Below are 17,254 nucleotides of genomic sequence, written 5' to 3' on the forward strand. Positions count from 1 at the left end.
CACTCCTCCGGGTGTAGAAGTACAGGGGGTAAAAATGTACTCCGGGTGTAAATGTCTGCTACGGTCGCCCGGTGACGCCTCCACCGAGGGCAGTCGAGCCGCCGGCTCCGCTGATTCCCCTGCTGCGGCAACGATTACGACCGCACTCGAAGACCATCGGGTTGATCATCGGCCTGCAGCTCGCGCAAGCGCTCGGGATCCTGTACCTGCCGACGCTCAACGCCGATGTGATCGACTACGGCATCCTGGCCGACGACACCGGCTACATCCTCGGCCGCGGCGGGCTGATGCTCGTGGTGACGGTGGTGCAGGTGGTCTGCGCCTCCTGGGTGGTCCTCCTCGGCGCCAGGGTCGCCATGAGCCTGGGCAGCGACCTGCGGAGCGCCACGTTCGCGCGGGTGCAGTCGTTCTCCGCCCGGGAGGTCGCGCGCTTCGGTGCGCCGTCGCTGATCGTCCGCACCACCAACGACGTCCAGCAGGTCCAACTGCTGGTGTTCACCACGCTGACCCTGCTGCTGACCGCCCCGTTCATGGGCCTGGGCGGTGTCGCGCTCGCCCTGATGCAGGACGTGGCGCTGTCGGGGGTGCTGGCGGTGGCCGTCCCGGTGGCGGTCGTGGTGATCGGTCTGCTCATCAGCCGGATGACCGCGCCTTCGCGGGCCGTGCAGGACCGCCTGGACGCCGTCAACCGGGTGATGCGCGAGCAGATCACCGGTATCCGGGTGATCCGCGCCTTCGTGCGCGACTCCCACGAGCAGCGCCGGTTCGCGGCGGCCAACACGGACCTGATGGCGGTCGCGCTGCGGGTCGGGCGGCTCCAGGCCTACTTCGGCGCCTCCGCGCTCCTGATGATCAACGTGGCGTCCATCGCGGTGGTGGCGTTGGGCGGTTCGCGCATCGTCCAGGGCGACATGCAACCGGGATCCCTGGTCGCCTTCCTCAACTACCTCACCCTGATCCTCATGGCCGTCATGATCGCGATGACGGTGTTCATGATGGCGCCGCGGGCGAAGGTCAGCGCCGGGCGCATCACCGAGGTCCTGAACACCGAACCGGCCATCACCGAACCCGCCAGGCCCACCCGCCTGGCGACCCCGCTCGGGAACCTGGACCTCCGCGACGTCTCCTTCGCCTACCCGGGCGCGCAGGAACCGGTCCTGCGGGGCGTGGACCTGGTCGCCAGGCCGGGGCAGACCACGGCCGTCGTCGGCTCGACCGGCAGCGGCAAGACCACCCTGGTCAACCTGGTGGCCAGGCTGCTGGACGCCGACCGCGGCTCGGTGTCCGTCGACGGCGTGGACGTGCGCGAGCTCGACCGGCACACGTTGTCCGCGGCGGTCGGGCTGGTTCCGCAGCGGGCCTACCTCTTCTCCGGCACGATCGCCTCGAACCTGCGCTACGGCGATCCCGAGGCCACCGACGACGAGCTGTGGCACGCGCTGGAAGTCGCGCAGGCACGCGAGTTCGTGATGGCGATGCCCGCCGGGCTGGACACCGTCGTCGGGCAGGGCGGCAGCACGGTGTCCGGCGGGCAGCGGCAGCGGCTGGCCATCGCGCGGGCACTGGTGGCCAAGCCCCGGATCTACCTGTTCGACGACTCGTTCTCCGCGCTCGACAACGCCACCGACGCGGCACTGCGCGGCGCCCTGGACCGGCACATCGGTGACGCCACCCGGGTGGTCGTCGCCCAGCGGGTGTCCACCATCCGCCGGGCGGACCGCATCGTCGTGCTGGACGCCGGCCGGGTGGAGGCCGTGGGAACCCACGACGAGCTGCTGGCCACGAGCCCCGTCTACGTCGAGATCGTCAACTCGCAGCTCACCTCCGGCGACGAGCGGGACACGCGTCTCGCGGAGCCGGTGAAGGGAGAAGTCCGGTGAGTTCTCCCGACCGCACCGACCAGGGCGACCACGTCGACCAAGCCGACGAGGCCGACGACCGGCCGGCCGATTTCCGGCGCACCGTGCTGCGGCTGCTGCGCACCCTGCGCCCGGACCTGCCGCGGGTCGTCGGGGTGCTGGTGTTCGGCGTGATCGGCCTCGGCCTGATCATCGTCATCCCGGCGTTGCTGGGCCGCGCCACCGACACGATCGTGCGAGGGGTCCGCGGTGACGGCGTCGACTTCGCCGCCGTGACACGGATCCTGACCCTCGTGGGCGTGCTCTCGGCGGCGTCGTGGTTGTCCATGGTCGTCCAGGGCAGGCTGATCGCCACGACGGCGCAGCGACTGGCGTTCCGGTTGCGCGAGCAGGCCGACGTCAAGCTGTCGCGGCTCCCGCTGCGCTACTTCGACACCCGGCCGCGTGGTGAGGTGCTGTCCCGCGCCACGAACGACATCGACAACCTCTCGCAGACCGTGCAGCAGACGTCCTTCCGGATCCTGGGTTCCTTCATCAACTTCTTCGGGTCGTTGGTGATGCTGCTGCTGATCTCGCCCGTGATGGCGGTCATCGTCCTGGTGACGCTGCCGTTGTCGCTGTGGTTGACCAAGACCATCGGCAAGCGTTCCCAACCGCAGTTCGCCCGGCAGTGGGCGACCTCGGGCAGGCTGAACGGCCACGTCGAGGAGATGTACACCGGCCACGAGCTGGTCACCGCGTTCGGTCGACGGGAGGAGGCGGCGCGCACGTTCGCCGAGCACAACGACGAGCTGCGTGCCGCCAGTGTCCGGGCGGAGTTCACGGCGGGTCTCCTCGGTCCGGCGATGACCTTCCTGGGCAACGTCAACTTCGTGCTGGTCGTCGTCGTGGGCGCGGTGCGGGTGTCCTCGGGCGCGATGTCCATCGGCGACGTCCAGGCGTGCATCCAGTACGGGATGCAGGTCAACCAGCCGGTGTCCACGGTGGCCTACCTGGCCGGGCAGATCCAGTCGGCGGTCGCGTCGGCCGAGCGCGTGTTCCAGCTGCTCGACGCCGAGGAGCAGGAACCGGACCCGGCCGGGCCGCGGGTCGCGGGCACGGTCACCGGCGCGGTGGTCTTCACGGACGTGTCGTTCCGCTACCACCCGGACGAACCGCTGATCGAGGGCCTGTCCCTCACCGTCCGCCCGGGGCAGACGGTGGCGATCGTCGGCCCCACCGGAGCGGGCAAGACCACGTTGGTCAACCTGCTGCTCCGGTTCTACGAGCTCGACGGCGGCACGATCTCGGTGGACGGCGTGGACATCGCCCGGATGACCAGGGACGAGCTGCGCGGGAACATCGGCATGGTGCTGCAGGACACCTGGTTGTTCGGCGGCACCATCGCCGACAACATCCGCTACGGGGTGCCGGACGCGTCCGACGAGCAGGTCGTCGCCACGGCGCGGGCCGTGCACGCCGATCACCTCATCCGCACCCTCCCGGAGGGTTACCGCACGGTGGTGGACGAGGACGGCGACGGCTTGGCGGCCGGTGAGCGCCAGCTGATCACCATCGCCCGCGCGTTCCTCGTCCGACCGTCGATCCTCGTGCTGGACGAGGCGATGAGCTCGGTGGACACCCGCACCGAGGTGCTCGTGCAGAAGGCGATGTCGTCGCTCCGGGAGGGACGGACGAGCTTCGTGATCGCCCACCGGCTGTCCACCATCCGCGATGCCGACGTGATCCTGGTGATGGAGCGCGGGAGCATCGTCGAGCAGGGCGGCCACCGGGAGTTGCTGGCCGCCGATGGAGCCTACGCGCGCTTGTACGCCGCGCAGTTCGCCGAGCCGGTCGCGGGTTAGCCGGTGGTGGTTGTCGATTTTTTCCTTGCTGGATCACGTGAAGGAGAGTTGTTGTGCGAGCTGCGGCATTGACGTCGTTCGGTCCGCCCGAGGTTCTGCGAGTGATGGAACTCGACGAGCCGCAGGCGGCGGCGGGGCAGGTACGGGTCCGGGTGAAGGTGGCCGGGGTGCAGCCGTTCGACTGCGGGGTGCGCAACGGCGAGTTCCCGCAATCGCGGGTGGGTGACTTCCCGATCGTTCCCGGCAACGAGTTCGCCGGTGTGGTCGACCAGGTCGGTGAGGGTGTCTCCGGGTTCTCCGTCGGTGACGCCGTGCTCGGCTTCAACACGCTGGGCTGCTACGCGGAGTACATCGCGGTGGGCGCGGACCAGGTCGTGCCGAAGCCGGACGCCATGCCGTGGGAGGTCGCCGGCGGCTTCTCCGGCGCCGCGCAGGGCGCGCGCAACGCGTTGCTGGAGATGAAGGTCGCGCCGGGCGAGACGATCCTGATCAACGGCGCGGCCGGCGGGCTCGGCACGATGGCGTTGCAGTTGGCGAAGCTGTGGGGCGTCACGACCGTGATCGGCACCGCCAGGGAGGTCAACCACGACCACCTTCGGTCCCTCGGCGCCATCCCCCTCACCTACGGTGACGGGCTCGTCGAACGGGTGAGGGCGGTGGCGCCGGACGGGGTGGACGCCTCCCTGGCGTCGGGCGTCGAAGGTCTCCGGGCGTCCTTGGAGCTGACCAAGGACAAGAACCGCGTCGTCACCATGGTGTGGAACGACGAGATCGAGGCGCTGGGCGTGCACGACTGGGTCGGTGTCCGGACCGCCGCCGGTCTCGCCGAGATGGTCGGCTTCCACCTGCGGGGCGAGTGCGAGGTCCACCTCCGCGGCGTCTACCCGCTCGACCAGGCCGCCGAGGCGCAGCGGGACGTCGGCAAGGGGCACGGCCGGGGCAAGGTGGTGATCACGATCGACTGACCGGCGGCGCCGTGCGGGTGGGTTGTCCGACCGACGACCCGCCCGCCTCACGTCACAGGAACCGGCCGATCCTGGTGCGCGTGGTCAGCAGCCAGCCCGCCGCGAACGACACCGCGATGGCGACCGCCGCCACCAGGAACGCCTTGACCTCCGCCGGGAACGGCAGCGGGCGGGCCGCCACCGCGAGCACGATCAGCACCGGTCCCTGGATGAAGAACGCGGCGAACGCGCCGCGGGCGAGCGCCACCGCCAGCGGGCCGTCGCGGGTGAGCCTGCGCTGCGCCCAGCCGAGCAGCCACACCGACCCGCCGACCACGAGCACCGCCTCCACCGCGGCGAACAGCAGTGCCTGCCACCGCCAGCCGCCGAGGAACGGGGCCGCCTGGCCCGCGAGATCGGACACGCCCAGGACGGCGGCGGCCACCGGCACGGCCGCGATGGCCAGCGCCGCGACCACCCGGCTGCCCCGCCACAGCCGTTCCGGCACCCGCTGGGCGAGGCCCGAGCGCGCGCCCACGATCCCCAGGCCGAACATCGCGATCAGCTGCGGCCACCACCAGACGTGCAGGTCACCGATCTGGCCGCTGCGCGCCGGGAACCACAGCCGCACCGCGAACGTGCTCACCACGACGCCGGCGGTGACCGCGACCAGGTGCCCGCCGGTCAGCACGACCGGTTCCCCCCGCGGCCTGCCGAACAGCGCGTAGGCGATGGAGAACAGCAGCAGGATCTCGACGAACCACAGCGAGCCGGAGTCGAGCAGCGGATCGCGGTGCGTGAGCACCCACCACGGCGTGACGTCGTACCCGGCGGCGCGGTAGGCCACCCACAGCGTCAGCGGCCACACCAGAAGCGCCGACAGCGCGAACGGGATGCCGAGGCGGACGAGCCGGTCCCGGATGAACCGGGCGGCGCCCTTGCGCGCCACCGACTCCGGCGTGAACAGACCGGACAGCAGGTAGAAGGTGCCCATCAGGAACAGCCCGGACGGGCCGAGGACGGCGGCGAGCACGGCCTCGACCTGCGGCTCGAAGGTGACTTCGTTGACCTCGTCGTACGGCCACCCGCCCACCGCCGAGTAACCGAGGAGCGCGTGCCCGCCGATCACCCAGGCGACGAGCAGCACCTTCAGGTTGTCCACCGCGGCCAGCCGGGACCGCTGCCCCACCTCTGCGGTCATCCTCCCAAGGTAACCGCTCCGGGTGGGAAAGAGGCCGCCGGAATCGCGTCAGCCCGCGTTGGACCACCAGGTCGCCCGGGTGACGGTCGAGAAGCCCACCGACTCGTACAGCGGCAGGCCCGCCGTGGTCGCGCTGAGGGTCATCGGCAGCGGGAACTCGTCGATCACCGCATGCATCAGTGCCCGGCCGACACCGCGTGAGCGGTGCTCGGGCAGGGTCGTCACCCAGTACACGCCCACCGCGTCGTCCGCCTCCACGGTGAGGCACGCGCCGGCCACGACGCCCTCGCGCCACGCCGTGCGCACCCGGAAGCCCGCGCGGTCCTTCAAGGCCGACGGGAGCGCGTTGCCGGTCGGGAAGCCCGGCATGGGGAAGCCGTCGACCACTACCTGCTCGGCGACGGCCCACTCCCGGGCCGTGCGCACTTCCCGGACCTCGAGCGCGGGTGGCGGCGCGGGGTGGGCCGGCCGGAACATCACCGGCAGGTGCCGTGCGGTGAGGCCGAGCGCCGCGCCGTCGATCGTGTTGAACGAGTCCTCGACCACCACCCGTGCCTCGGCGCGCTTGACCAGCAGTGCCAGCTCGGCGAAGTCGTCGGGGTCGGGGTCCGGGCGCACCGCGAGCACGCGCAGCAGGGTCGGCCCGCTCATCGCCAGGAACGAGGGGCGGGTGATCAGGTCGTGCCCGCGGGTGCGGGCGAGCGCGGTGGTCAGCACGGCGGCGTTGCGCACCGCGAGGTGCAGCGAGGCGGACATGAGCCGAACCTTATTCGGCGCCCTGACCGCTGGTCAGGTCCATTTCCGCCTCGCCCGCCTCGCCCGCCTACCGTCCGGCGAGCAGTTGGTCGAACGGCACGAAACCGTCGTGGGCGGGCTTCACCGGTGCCCGGCCGGCGAGCAGGTCGGCCAGCTCGCCCGCGGCCCGGTCGACGCGGCCGGGCAGCCCGTCCGCGCCCCAGTCGGACGACGCGGCGTACACGCCGGTCGGCACGACGATCGCCCGCAGGTAGGCGAACAGCGGCCGCAGCGCGTGGTCGAGCACCAGCGAGTGGCGCTCGGTGCCGCCGGTCGCGCCTATCAGCACCGGCTTGCCCACCAGCGACTCCGGCTCCAGCACGTCCACGAAGGACTTGAACAGCCCGCTGTAGGACGCGTTGAACGTCGGCGTCACGGCGATCAGCGCGTCCGCGCCGACCACCGACTCCACCACCTCGCGCAGCCGTGCGCTCGGGAACCCGGTGACGAGGTTGTCCGCGATGTCGCGCGCCAAGTCCCGCAGGTGCGCGGTGCGCACCTCCAGGTCGGGCACGAGCCGTTGGGTGGCCTCGGCCAGCCGGGTCGCCAGCAGTTGGGTGGACGAGGGCGACCCGAGCCCGGCCTGGACGACGGTGAGCGTCGTCATCGCACGACCGCCTTCAGCATCGAGGAGTGGGTGGGGGCGTCGGGCACGTCGGCCGGGCGGCCGACCGCGAACTCGCGGCGCAGCGTCGGCACGATCTCGCCGAGGAAGTCCAACTGCTCCAGCACGGTCTTCAGCGGCAGGCCCGCGTGGTCCATCAGGAACAGCTGGCGCTGGTAGTCGCCGAAGTGCTCGCGGAAGGTCAGCGTCTTGTCGATGACCTCCTGCGGGCTGCCGACCGTGAGCGGGGTCTGCTCGGTGAACTCCTCCAGCGACGGGCCGTGCCCGTACACCGGGGCGTTGTCGAAGTAGGGCCGGAACTCGCGGACGGCGTCCTGCGAGTTGCGGCGCATGAACACCTGGCCGCCGAGTCCGACGATCGCCTGGTGCGCGGCGCCGTGCCCGTGGTGCTCGTAGCGCTCGCGGTAGAAGGTGATCAGCCGCTGGAAGTGCTCCTTGGGCCAGAAGATGTGGTTGGCGAAGAACCCGTCGCCGTAGTACGCGGCCTGCTCGGCGATCTGCGGGCTGCGGATCGAGCCGTGCCAGACGAACGGCGGCACGTCGTCGAGCGGGCGGGGCGTCGAGGTGAACGACTGCAGCGGCGTGCGGTGCTTGCCCTGCCAGTCGACCACGTCCTCGCGCCACAGCTTGTGCAGCAGGGCGTAGTTCTCGATGGCGAGGTCGATGCCGTCGCGGATGTCCTTGCCGAACCACGGGTACACCGGGCCCGTGTTGCCGCGGCCCATGATCAGGTCGACCCGGCCGTCTGCCAGGTGCTGGAGCATGGCGTAGTCCTCGGCGATCTTCACCGGGTCGTTGGTGGTGATCAGCGTGGTCGCGGTGGACAGGATCAGCCGCTCGGTGCGTGCCGCGATGTAGCCGAGCATGGTCGTCGGCGAGGACGGCACGAACGGCGGGTTGTGGTGCTCGCCGGTCGCGAAGACGTCCAAGCCGACCTCTTCGGCCTTGAGCGCGATGGCGACCATGGCCTTGATGCGCTCGGCCTCGGTCGGCGTCCGGCCCGTCGTGGGGTCGGGCGTCACGTCGCCGACGGTGAAGACACCGAACTGCATGGCCACTCACTCCTCATGTAGTTGCACTTTCAACTAACCCGCACAACGGTACCGGGCCATCGGCTATTCCGGGTGTTGTGTGGTGACGCGGCGCACGCCAAGGTGTGTGTCACGGGTCACCGATGGGGGAGGCACGGCACGGTGGTGCACGGGTCGGGGCGGCACGAGCTGGTGCGGCGCGCCGCGGAGATCGTCCCGGTCCTGCGCGCCCACGCCGCGTGGGGCGAGGAGAACCGCAGGCTGCACGAGAGTGCTCTGGAGGCGATGGCCGACGCGGGTGTGCTGCGGCTGCGGGTGCCCGCCGAGCACGGCGGCCACGAGGCGGACCTGGCCACGGTGGTCGGCGTGATCGCCGAGCTGGCGCGCGGTGACGGGTCGGCGGCCTGGACGGCGGCGGTGTGGGCCATCTCCACGTGGGTGGTCGGCCAGTTCCCGGCGGACGTGCGGCGCGAGGTGTTCGCCAAGCCGGACGTGCGGGTCACCGGCATCCTCAGCCCCACCGCGACGGCCGAGCCGGTCGGCGGCGGCGTGCTGGTCAACGGGCGGTGGGCGTTCACGGCGGGCGCGCCGCAGAGCCACTGGGCCACCAACGCGGCGGTGTTGCTGCCGGACCGGGCGCCGGTGGCGTTGGCGATCCCGCTGGTCGACCTGGAGGTCGTGGACGACTGGCACACCACCGGCCTGCGCGCGACCGGCAGCGTGACCACGGTGGCCAAGGACGTGTTCGTCCCGGCGGAACGCGTGCTGCGGCTGGCGCCCGTGCTGCGTGCCCACCCCGACGCCGCCGAGCCGATGTTCCGCGCGCCGTTCATGCCCGCCGCCTGTGCCACCGTCAGCGCGCCTGCGGTCGGCCTGGCCCGTGCGGCGGTGGACGCGGCCCGCGGATCGGCGTCACCGTCCGGGCTGAGGGAGGCGACGGTACTGGCCGAGGAAGCCGCGTTCCACGCCCACCGCACCGCCGCCGTGGTGGACCTCAAAGCCGCCGAGGGCGCGGAGTGGACCCTGGACGACCGCGCCGCCGTCCGCCGCGACCTCGGCGAAGCGTGCCTGCGGGCCAGGGACGCGGTCGACGTGCTGCGCGGAGACAACCCCACCCTGCACCGCATCCAGCGGGACGTGCACGCACTGAACCTGCACGCGATCCTGCACCCCAACGCCAACCTGGAACGGTACGGCCCGGTGTTCCTGGGCGGCCGGCAGGAGCGCTGACACCCCCACCCCCGTTCGCCTCGGGTGTCGCCGGGACCTTCGTCGCCTCGAAGCACCCTCGGCCGAGTGCCGGCGGTCAACCCGGAGCAGCGCGAGCAGGCCGGGCGGCGCGAGTTCACCGCGTGGCGGTCGGGCCTGGACACCCGACCCGCGATCTTCGCTCGCGCCTACAGGCCGGACGGGGCGCGATGACTACAGCCAGGCGAGCGCGAGCGCGCGGCACGGCCCGGCCCGGATTCCGGCCCACCGAAGCCGTTCTCGGCCGCATGTCCTATGCGGACGGGCCCTCCACACTGGACACCCCGGCCCGGTGGTCAACCCGGCCCGCCCGGTGCTCACCCCGGTCCGCCCGGTGGCCGTGGTGGGCGGCCGGAGCCCGGGGTTCACCGGCTGCCGCGCGGTCGTGATGTCCGCTGGTTCTACGGCTGGGCCGTCCAGGCTGGCGAAGTGGCGGAGTAGTCGTGGTGCGGCACCGCAGAGCTGACTGGGCGGACTCGTCGGGTCGCGTGCAGCGACCCGGACGCACGCGGTTACCGGCCGAGCTCGGGTGCCGCGCCGCCGCCTCCTTCTTTCCCGGCAACGAAATCGTCGGCAGAAAAGTTGCCGGACCTGATCGCTCGACCGGGTGAATCCAGCGCCCGCTGCGTGGATCGGGGCGATCGGCCACGGTCGCGTGGAGCCGATCCCCGGCGTGCTGGACGGCCTCGCGAGCGTGCAGACGGCGCGATCGCAAGGTACCAGGTGAATAGCGGACTCGGCGGGTAGCGGCCGCAGGACGGCGATGGGCGCGCGGTGTCAGGGGGCGCGCGGTGTCAGGGGGTCAGGGCGGTCCACTCGGCCGATGACGTGCCGACCAGCGAGCCGTCCGGGCCATACAGAGAAGTCAGGTTGGTGGCGATCCGGCCGATTCGCTGGACCTGCTGCGCCACGACGACGTGCGGCTCGCCGAGCCGCACCTGGCCGACCAGGTCGGCGGTCATCCGGGTCAGCACCATCGGGTCGTCGCGGGGGTCGGCGGTCCAGCCGCCGGGGCAGTCGAGGACTCCCCACAGCACTTCGGGGGACGTCTCGTTCGGCACCCACGTGCAGGCGACCGTGTCGGCACGGCCCAGGACGGGGCCGGGGGCGAGGAACAGGCCGTCCTCGCGCTCGTGGCCGCACACGTAGCAGGTGGGGAACGGGTGGTCGTCCCAGCCCAGGTAGCCCTCCATGGCCAGGTCCGCCTCGGCCGTGGACACCGGTGGCACGGCCGGGATCGGCTCGGTGGTCGAGGTGACCGCGGCGACGACCAGTTCGCCGAGCAGCAGCACGGCCTGGTCGGGGCCCGCCTCCAGCCGCATCGGACGTTCCAGCGGCGGTGGGAGCAGCAGCGAGACGACAGCGGTGCCCTCGGCAGGCGGCGCCAGGCCCGCGAGCATCCCGCACACGTAACCGCCCTGGCCCGACTCCGGCGGACCGTTGAAGCGAGCCGGCACCAGCACTTCGCTCTCGGTGATCACGCCCTGACTCTGCCACGGGCGGCCGTCTCCCGTCAGCCGGCCCGCGTCCGTCAGTCGACCCGGCGGGCCACCACCACCGCCGTGCCGTCACGCCGCCACCGCACCCCGACCTCGCCGAACCCGGCTTCGCGCAAGGCGTCCAGGTGCCAGGACGCGGGCGGGTAGAAGTCGGCCGACCCGCCGTCCACCCGGTCGCGCGCGGCTTCGGCCAGTGCCGGGTGCGCCAGCGCCTCGGCCCACCACTCGTGCCACCCGGCCAGGCCGTCGTCACCCGACACCTCGACCGGCCCCTCGGGCATCCGGTCGGCGTTGGCGAACACGCCACCGGGCGCCAGCACCGCGTGGACCTCCGGGTACAGCGCCCGCAACCGGTCCGGGCCGAAGCAGTGCAGCGCGGTGCCGGCCACCACGGCGTCGAACTCCAGCCCGACACCCCACCCGGGCGTGCCCAGGTCGGCCGACACCACCGCGACCCGGTCGCCGAACGCGGCACGGGCGATGGCCAGCAGCACCGGGTCGACGTCCAGCAACGTCACCTCGGCGTTGACCAGCCGTGCGGCGATCGACCCGGTACCGCCCGCGAGGTCCAGCGCCCGACGTCCGACGGCGGCGTCCGCCAGCACGGCGAACGCCTCGTCCCGGTGCGGCAGGAACGGTTCCTGCCGCGCGTCCCACTCCAGGCGCAGCCGATCGGCGTCGGCGAAGCTCAGCTGTGTCGTCACCGACCCAGCTTATCGAAAACGATTGTCAGTCGCGTTCGATGAGGTGGCCCACCACGTCCGGACCGGGGTGCGCGTGCCCGGAACCGTCACGGCGCTCGTCCGGCACCGGCAGCTCCACCGGCGACCCGTTGCGCGCCGCACCCGCCGGCCGAGGACCGACCCACGCCAGCGCCAACGCCGTCTCGCCCTTGAGGAACCGGTGCGCCCGCACCCCGCCCGTGGCCCGGCCCTTCGCCGGGTACGCCGCGAACGGGGTCACCTTCACGCTCTGCCCGGTCGACGTGACCACCATCGGCTCACCGTGCTCGTCGTCGTCCGTGCGCACCGCGCCGAAGAACACCACCCGCGCGTCCGACCCCACGTTGACGCCCGCCATACCGCCGCCGCGCAGGCCCTGCGGACGCACCAGCGACGCCGAGTACCGCAGCAGCGACGCCTCCGACGTCACGAACACCAGCGTCTCGTCCACGCCGGTCAGCCACGTCGCACCGACCACCTCGTCACCCTCCTTGAGGGTGATCACCTCGAACTCGTCCGACCGCACCGGCCACTCCGGCGAGCACACCTTCACCGTGCCCTGCCGCGTGCCCAGCGCCAGCCCCGGCGACTCGGTGTCGGTCAACGGCGCGATGCCGACGACCCTCTCACCGGACTCCAGCTCGACCAGCTCGCTCGCGGCCATGCCACCGCTCAACGACACGGTGCCGCTCTGCTCCGGCAACACCGGCAGCGGCAGCACGTCCGTCTTGAACGCCCGGCCCCGGTTCGTCACCAGCAGCACCTGGCCACGTGCCGTCGTGTGCACGGTCGCGGCCACCGCGTCGTGCTTGGTCCGGCCGTTGCGCCGACGCGCCTCCGACGCCTCCTCCGACTCGGCCGCCGTGCGCGCCACCAGCCCGGTCGCGGACAGGATCACCTGGCACGGGTCGTCGGCGACCTCCAGCGGCCCGGCCGGCTTCGACGCCGCCAGCACCTCCTTCAGGTCACCGTCGAGCAGCGCGGTGCGGCGTTCCTGCTGGAGGTCCTTGGCCACCTTCGCCAGCTCCGTGGACACGACCTTCTTCAGCACGGCCGGGTCGTCCAGGATCTTGCTCAGCTCGGCGATCTCGTTGCGCAGCTTCTCCTGCTCCGCCTCCAGCTCCAACGAGTCGTAGCGGGTCAGCCGGCGCAACGGCGTGTCGAGGATGTAGGTCGCCTGGATCTCGGAGAGCGTGAACTTCGCCATCAAGCCCTCCTTCGCGGCGGCGGCGTTCTCGCTGCCCCGGATCAGCTTGATCACCTTGTCGATGTCGAGCAGGGCCTTGAGCAGGCCCTCGACCAGGTGCAGCCGGTCCTCGCGCTTGCGCCGCCGGAACTTGGTGCGCCGGGTGACGACCTCGTAGCGGTGCTTGAGGAACACCTCCAGCAGCGCCTTGAGGCCCAGCGTGCGCGGCTGGCCCTCGACCAGCACCAGGTTGTTGATGCCGAACGACTGCTCCATCGGCGTGAGCCGGTACAGGTCGGCCAGCAGCGCCTGCGGGTTCACGCCGACCTTGCACTCGATCACCACGCGGGTGCCGTTCTCGCGGTCGGTGAGGTCCTTGACGTCGGAGATCCCGGTCAGCCGCTTGGACTTCGTCACCTCGTCGGTGATCTTCTCGATGATCTTCTCCGGCCCGACGCCGTAGGGCAGTTCGGTGACCGTGATCGCCTGCCTGCCCCGGCTGCCCTCCAGCAACCCGGTCTCGACCTTGGCCCGCATCCGCACCACGCCGCGCCCGGTCTCGTAGGCCTTGCGCACCTCGTCCAGCCCGAGCAGCACGCCACCGGTCGGCAGGTCGGGGCCGGGGATGAACTCCATCAGCTTGTCCAGCGAGGCGTCCGGGTGCGCCACCAGGTACCGGGCCGCCGCCACGACCTCGCCCAGGTTGTGCGGGATCATGTTCGTCGCCATCCCGACCGCGATCCCGGACGTGCCGTTGACCAGCAGGTTCGGGAACGCCGCCGGCAGCACGGTCGGCTCCTGCAGCGAGCCGTCGTAGTTGGGCCGGAAGTCGACGGTCTCCTCGTCCAGCTCGCCGACCAGCAACATCGCGGCGGGCGACATGCGGGCTTCGGTGTAGCGCGAGGCGGCCGGTCCGTCGTCCGGGGATCCGAAGTTGCCGTGCCCGTCGACCAGCGGGGTGTTGAGCGAGAAGTCCTGGGCCAGGCGGACCATCGCGTCGTAGATCGCGGTGTCGCCATGGGGGTGGTACTTGCCCATGCAGTTGTGCACCACGAAACCGCTGACCACGAACGCGTGCTCGGGGCTGGCGACCCGGATGTCGTAGGTGGTGTCCGGTGCGACCGGCTCGACCGACACGACGTGCGGGAACGGCTGGTCGGCGGCGTGCCTGGCCTGGCGGATCACCTGGACCAGGCCGTCCTGGCGCGGTCCGACGCCGGTCCAGCGCAGCAGGGCCACGGCGAGCGCGGCGGCGTCCCGACCGGTGACCGTCAGGGTGGTCGCGTCACGGCGGGTGCGCAGGCCGGAGTCGGCCAGCATCGCGTACTCGGCGTCGCCGCCGGGCAGCACGATGCCGTCCCGGACGTCACCGGCTACGACGAACAGGCCCGCCAGGTACGGCGTCCACGCCGAGCGGTCGCGCAGCACGGTGTCCAGCCGGCCGGCGGCGGCCGCTTCGAGCGAGGCGTGCCGGGCGAAGGTGAGGGTGTGCCGGTCGCCGTCCTTCTCGCGGGACGCGGTGAGGTCGTGCGCGATGGCCCAGCCGTGCGCGATGTCGACGGCCGCGGCGTCGTCGAGTTCCAGGCGCACCCGGCCGTCGACGAGCACGTCACCGGACGCGGCGACCAGGCCGAGCACGAAACCGGTCGCGTCGCCGTCAGCGAGCAGGGTCGCGTGCCGGTCGGAGCCGAAACCGGTCGTGCGGGCACCGGTGAGGTCGCGGGCGGCGGTCCAGTCGGCGTCGGTCCAGCCGGCACCGGTGTGGAAGCGCTGGCCGGGGGTGACGAGCATCGAGTGGCCATCGGACCAGGTGACGCGCACCAGTTCCGACACCGGGTTCTCGTAGACGGCGTCGACCTCGACCGGCTCGCCGCGCCCGTCCAGGACGAGGTCGCCGATCCCGATCTCCTCGATCGGCCGCAGGCCGTCCGGTGTGGACACGAGGGCGCCGCGCACGAAGCAGTCGCCGACCACGCGGGACGACTTCACGTACGCGCTGGTCGGCCGGTAGCCCTGCTCGTTCATCGAGAACAGGATCCGGCGGTGCACCGGCTTGAGGCCGTCGCGCGCGTCGGGCAGTGCCCGCGAGTGGATCACCGAGTAGGCGTACTCCAGGTAGGAGTCCTCGATCTCGGTGGTCAGGGAGTTGTCGAAGACCTGGGCGCCCGCGTGGTCGAAGGCGGACGGGTCGACCCTGGTCGTGGGGGTCTTGCGGCGTGCCATGGTCGGTCGTTCCCTCGTGTGTCAGGCGTGTCAGACGTCGATCGCGGACTGGTCGACCCGGGCGGCCGACTCGACGAGCCACGCCCGGCGCGGCTCGACCTTCTCGCCCATCAGCAGCTCCAGCGCGGCCTCGGCGGCTTCGGCGTCGTGCATGGTGATGCGGCGCACGGAGCGGGTGGCCGGGTTCATCGTGGTCTCCCACAGCTCGTCGGCGTCCATCTCGCCGAGGCCCTTGAACCGGGGCACCGGCTTGACCACCGTCTTGCCCGCCTTCTCCAGCCTGGCGACCTTCTGCTCCATCTCGCGCTGGCTGAACGTGAAGTGGGTTTCCGGGTTGCGGCCCTTGGTGACGACCTTGTGCAGCGGCGGCATCGCGGCGTACAGCCTGCCGTCCTCGATCACCGGCCGCATGTACTTGGCGAACAGGGTGATCAGCAGGGTGCGGATGTGCGACCCGTCGACGTCCGCGTCGGCCATCAGGATCACCCGGCCGTACCGCATGGTGGACAGGTCGAACGTGCGCCCGGTGCCCGCGCCGAGGACCTGCACGATGCTGGCGATCTCGGCGTTGCGCAGGGTGTCGGCGAGGCTGGCCTTCTGCACGTTGAGGATCTTGCCGCGCAGCGGGAGCAGCGCCTGGTACTCGGACACGCGGGCCATTCGGGCCGAGCCGAGGGCGCTGTCGCCTTCCACCAGAAATAGTTCGCTTCGCGAAACACCTGTGGTGCGGCAGTCGACCAGTTTCGCGGGCATCGCGGCGCCTTCGAGGGCGGTCTTGCGGCGGGCGGCGTCCTTCTGCTGCTTCTGGGTCAGGCGGACGCGGGAGGCGTCCACGACCTTCTGCAGGACGATCTTGGCTTCGCCCTTGGTGCGGCGGTCCTCGGTCCAGGCCTTGACGTGCTTCTCGACCACGCCGAGCGTCACCTTGGTGATGCCCGCGGTGGAGAGTTCGTCCTTGGTCTGGGAGGTGAACTGCGGTTCGGGGATGCGGACGTGGACCACGGCGGTCATGCCTTCGAGCACGTCGTCGAGGGTCGGCGGGTCTTCCTTGGGCTTGAGCAGGCCCCTGGTCTTGCCGATGGCGTCCTGGACCGCCTTGAGCACGGCGCGTTCGAAGCCGCGGCGGTGGGTGCCGCCGTGCACGTTGCGGATGGTGTTGGTGAAGCACTCGACGGTGCGCTCGTAGCCGGTGCCCCAGCGCAGCGCGATCTCGACCTCGGCGTGCCGCTCCACCTTGGACCGCATCACGCCGTTCTCGTCGGCCGCGTTCTCGTGGTAGACGCCGTCGCCGGTGATCAGCAGCGTGCCGGTGACCGGCTTGTCGCCCGCCGGCGCGAGGTGGTCGACCATGTCGACCAGGCCGCCCGGGAAGTGGAACGTCTCCTCGCCGATCGTGTCGTCGGTGGCGACGCGCAGCACGTAGCTGACGCCGGGCACGAGGAACGCGGTGTTGCGCAGCTTGGTGCGGACGGCCTCGACGTCGAGCGCGGCGCCGTTCTCGAAGTAGCGGGAGTCGTGCCAGTAGCGGATGGACGTGCCGGTGCGCTTGGTGCGGCCGGTGACCCGCAGGCCGGACTGGCGGGTGAAGTTCGCCTGGGGGCCGGGTCCGTCGAACACGCCGGGGACGCCGTGCGCGAACGACATCTCGTGGGTCTTGCCCTCGCGGCGGACGACGACGTCGAAGCGGTGCGACAGCGCGTTGACGGCGGACGCGCCGACGCCGTGCAGGCCGCCGGAGGTCTTGTAGCCGGAACCGCCGAACTTGCCGCCCGCGTGCAGCCGGGTGAGCACGAGCTCGACGCCGGACAGGCCGGACTTGGCGTGGGTGCCGGTGGGGATGCCGCGGCCGTCGTCGTCGACCTGGACGCTGCCGTCCGCGTGCAGGGTGACGACGATCTTCGTGGCGTGCCCGGCCACGCCCTCGTCGGTGGAGTTGTCGACCACCTCGGTGAACAGGTGGTTGATGCCCCGGCTGTCGGTGGACCCGATGTACATGCCGGGGCGCTTGCGTACCGCCTCCAGACCCTCCAGGTGGGTCAGGTCGTCGGCCCCGTACAGGATCTCAGCGGTCACCGGG

General features: G+C 71.5%; 13 protein-coding genes. 5 read left to right on the top strand and 8 right to left on the bottom strand.

Annotation, left to right across the window (positions count from 1 at the left end):
* Nucleotides 1–71: 71 nt before the first annotated feature.
* The 3 genes from B0I31_RS07865 to B0I31_RS07875 all read left to right on the top strand — a co-directional run bounded on the left by B0I31_RS07865 (nucleotide 72) and on the right by B0I31_RS07875 (nucleotide 4,668).
* Complete coding sequence (locus tag B0I31_RS07865) at nucleotides 72–1,880, top strand: ABC transporter ATP-binding protein (protein ID WP_245949742.1); 1,809 nt, start codon at nucleotides 72–74, stop codon at nucleotides 1,878–1,880.
* Entirely contained in the window at nucleotides 1,877–3,703 is a 1,827-nt protein-coding gene (locus B0I31_RS07870; protein WP_106614603.1) for an ABC transporter ATP-binding protein, read from the top strand. Before B0I31_RS07865 ends, B0I31_RS07870 begins: the two co-directional genes overlap by 4 nt.
* Nucleotides 3,704–3,807: 104 nt before the next feature.
* Entirely contained in the window at nucleotides 3,808–4,668 is an 861-nt protein-coding gene (locus tag B0I31_RS07875; protein ID WP_245949743.1) for an NADP-dependent oxidoreductase, read from the top strand.
* A gap of 52 nt (nucleotides 4,669–4,720) precedes the next feature.
* Here B0I31_RS07875 and B0I31_RS07880 read toward each other — a convergent pair whose 3' ends face one another.
* The 4 genes from B0I31_RS07880 to B0I31_RS07895 form a co-directional block, all read right to left on the bottom strand.
* Entirely contained in the window at nucleotides 4,721–5,848 is a 1,128-nt protein-coding gene (locus B0I31_RS07880; RefSeq protein ID WP_106614605.1) for an acyltransferase family protein, read from the bottom strand.
* Nucleotides 5,849–5,896: 48 nt separating this feature from the next.
* Nucleotides 5,897–6,604, bottom strand: a complete 708-nt coding sequence (locus tag B0I31_RS07885) for a GNAT family N-acetyltransferase (RefSeq protein ID WP_106614606.1) — start codon at nucleotides 6,602–6,604, stop codon at nucleotides 5,897–5,899.
* A 67-nt stretch (nucleotides 6,605–6,671) separates the two neighbouring features.
* Nucleotides 6,672–7,250 (bottom strand): FMN reductase, encoded by a 579-nt coding sequence (locus B0I31_RS07890; RefSeq protein WP_106614607.1) that lies wholly within the window; start codon nucleotides 7,248–7,250, stop codon nucleotides 6,672–6,674.
* Nucleotides 7,247–8,320 carry an LLM class flavin-dependent oxidoreductase gene (locus tag B0I31_RS07895; RefSeq protein ID WP_106614746.1) on the bottom strand — a complete coding sequence of 358 codons (1,074 nt, stop codon included), beginning with the start codon at nucleotides 8,318–8,320 and terminating at the stop codon, nucleotides 7,247–7,249. Before B0I31_RS07895 ends, B0I31_RS07890 begins: the two co-directional genes overlap by 4 nt.
* Before the next feature lie 141 nt (nucleotides 8,321–8,461).
* On the opposite strand from B0I31_RS07895, the gene B0I31_RS07900 reads away from it, so the two are divergent.
* Nucleotides 8,462–9,529, top strand: a complete 1,068-nt coding sequence (locus tag B0I31_RS07900) for an acyl-CoA dehydrogenase family protein (RefSeq protein WP_219910628.1) — start codon at nucleotides 8,462–8,464, stop codon at nucleotides 9,527–9,529.
* A gap of 66 nt (nucleotides 9,530–9,595) precedes the next feature.
* Nucleotides 9,596–9,721, top strand: coding sequence for a hypothetical protein (locus tag B0I31_RS42515; protein WP_281262279.1), 126 nt, complete (start codon nucleotides 9,596–9,598; stop codon nucleotides 9,719–9,721).
* Between the two features lie 620 nt (nucleotides 9,722–10,341).
* On the opposite strand, the gene B0I31_RS07910 is transcribed toward B0I31_RS42515, so the two are convergent.
* From B0I31_RS07910 to B0I31_RS07925, 4 genes are read right to left on the bottom strand one after another with little or no spacing between them, the layout of a single operon-like run.
* Nucleotides 10,342–11,028, bottom strand: coding sequence for a hypothetical protein (locus tag B0I31_RS07910; protein WP_106614609.1), 687 nt, complete (start codon nucleotides 11,026–11,028; stop codon nucleotides 10,342–10,344).
* A gap of 50 nt (nucleotides 11,029–11,078) precedes the next feature.
* Nucleotides 11,079–11,750: a class I SAM-dependent methyltransferase gene (locus B0I31_RS07915; RefSeq protein ID WP_106614610.1), complete on the bottom strand. Its 672-nt coding sequence runs from the start codon at nucleotides 11,748–11,750 to the stop codon at nucleotides 11,079–11,081.
* A gap of 25 nt (nucleotides 11,751–11,775) precedes the next feature.
* Nucleotides 11,776–15,177 (bottom strand): DNA topoisomerase (ATP-hydrolyzing), encoded by a 3,402-nt coding sequence (locus B0I31_RS07920; RefSeq protein WP_106614611.1) that lies wholly within the window; start codon nucleotides 15,175–15,177, stop codon nucleotides 11,776–11,778.
* Between the two features lie 30 nt (nucleotides 15,178–15,207).
* Nucleotides 15,208–17,250, bottom strand: coding sequence for a DNA gyrase/topoisomerase IV subunit B (locus tag B0I31_RS07925; protein ID WP_106614612.1), 2,043 nt, complete (start codon nucleotides 17,248–17,250; stop codon nucleotides 15,208–15,210).
* Between the last annotated feature and the right edge of the window lie 4 nt (nucleotides 17,251–17,254).

The organism is Saccharothrix carnea (assembly GCF_003014735.1).
Taxonomy (GTDB): domain Bacteria; phylum Actinomycetota; class Actinomycetes; order Mycobacteriales; family Pseudonocardiaceae; genus Actinosynnema; species Actinosynnema carneum.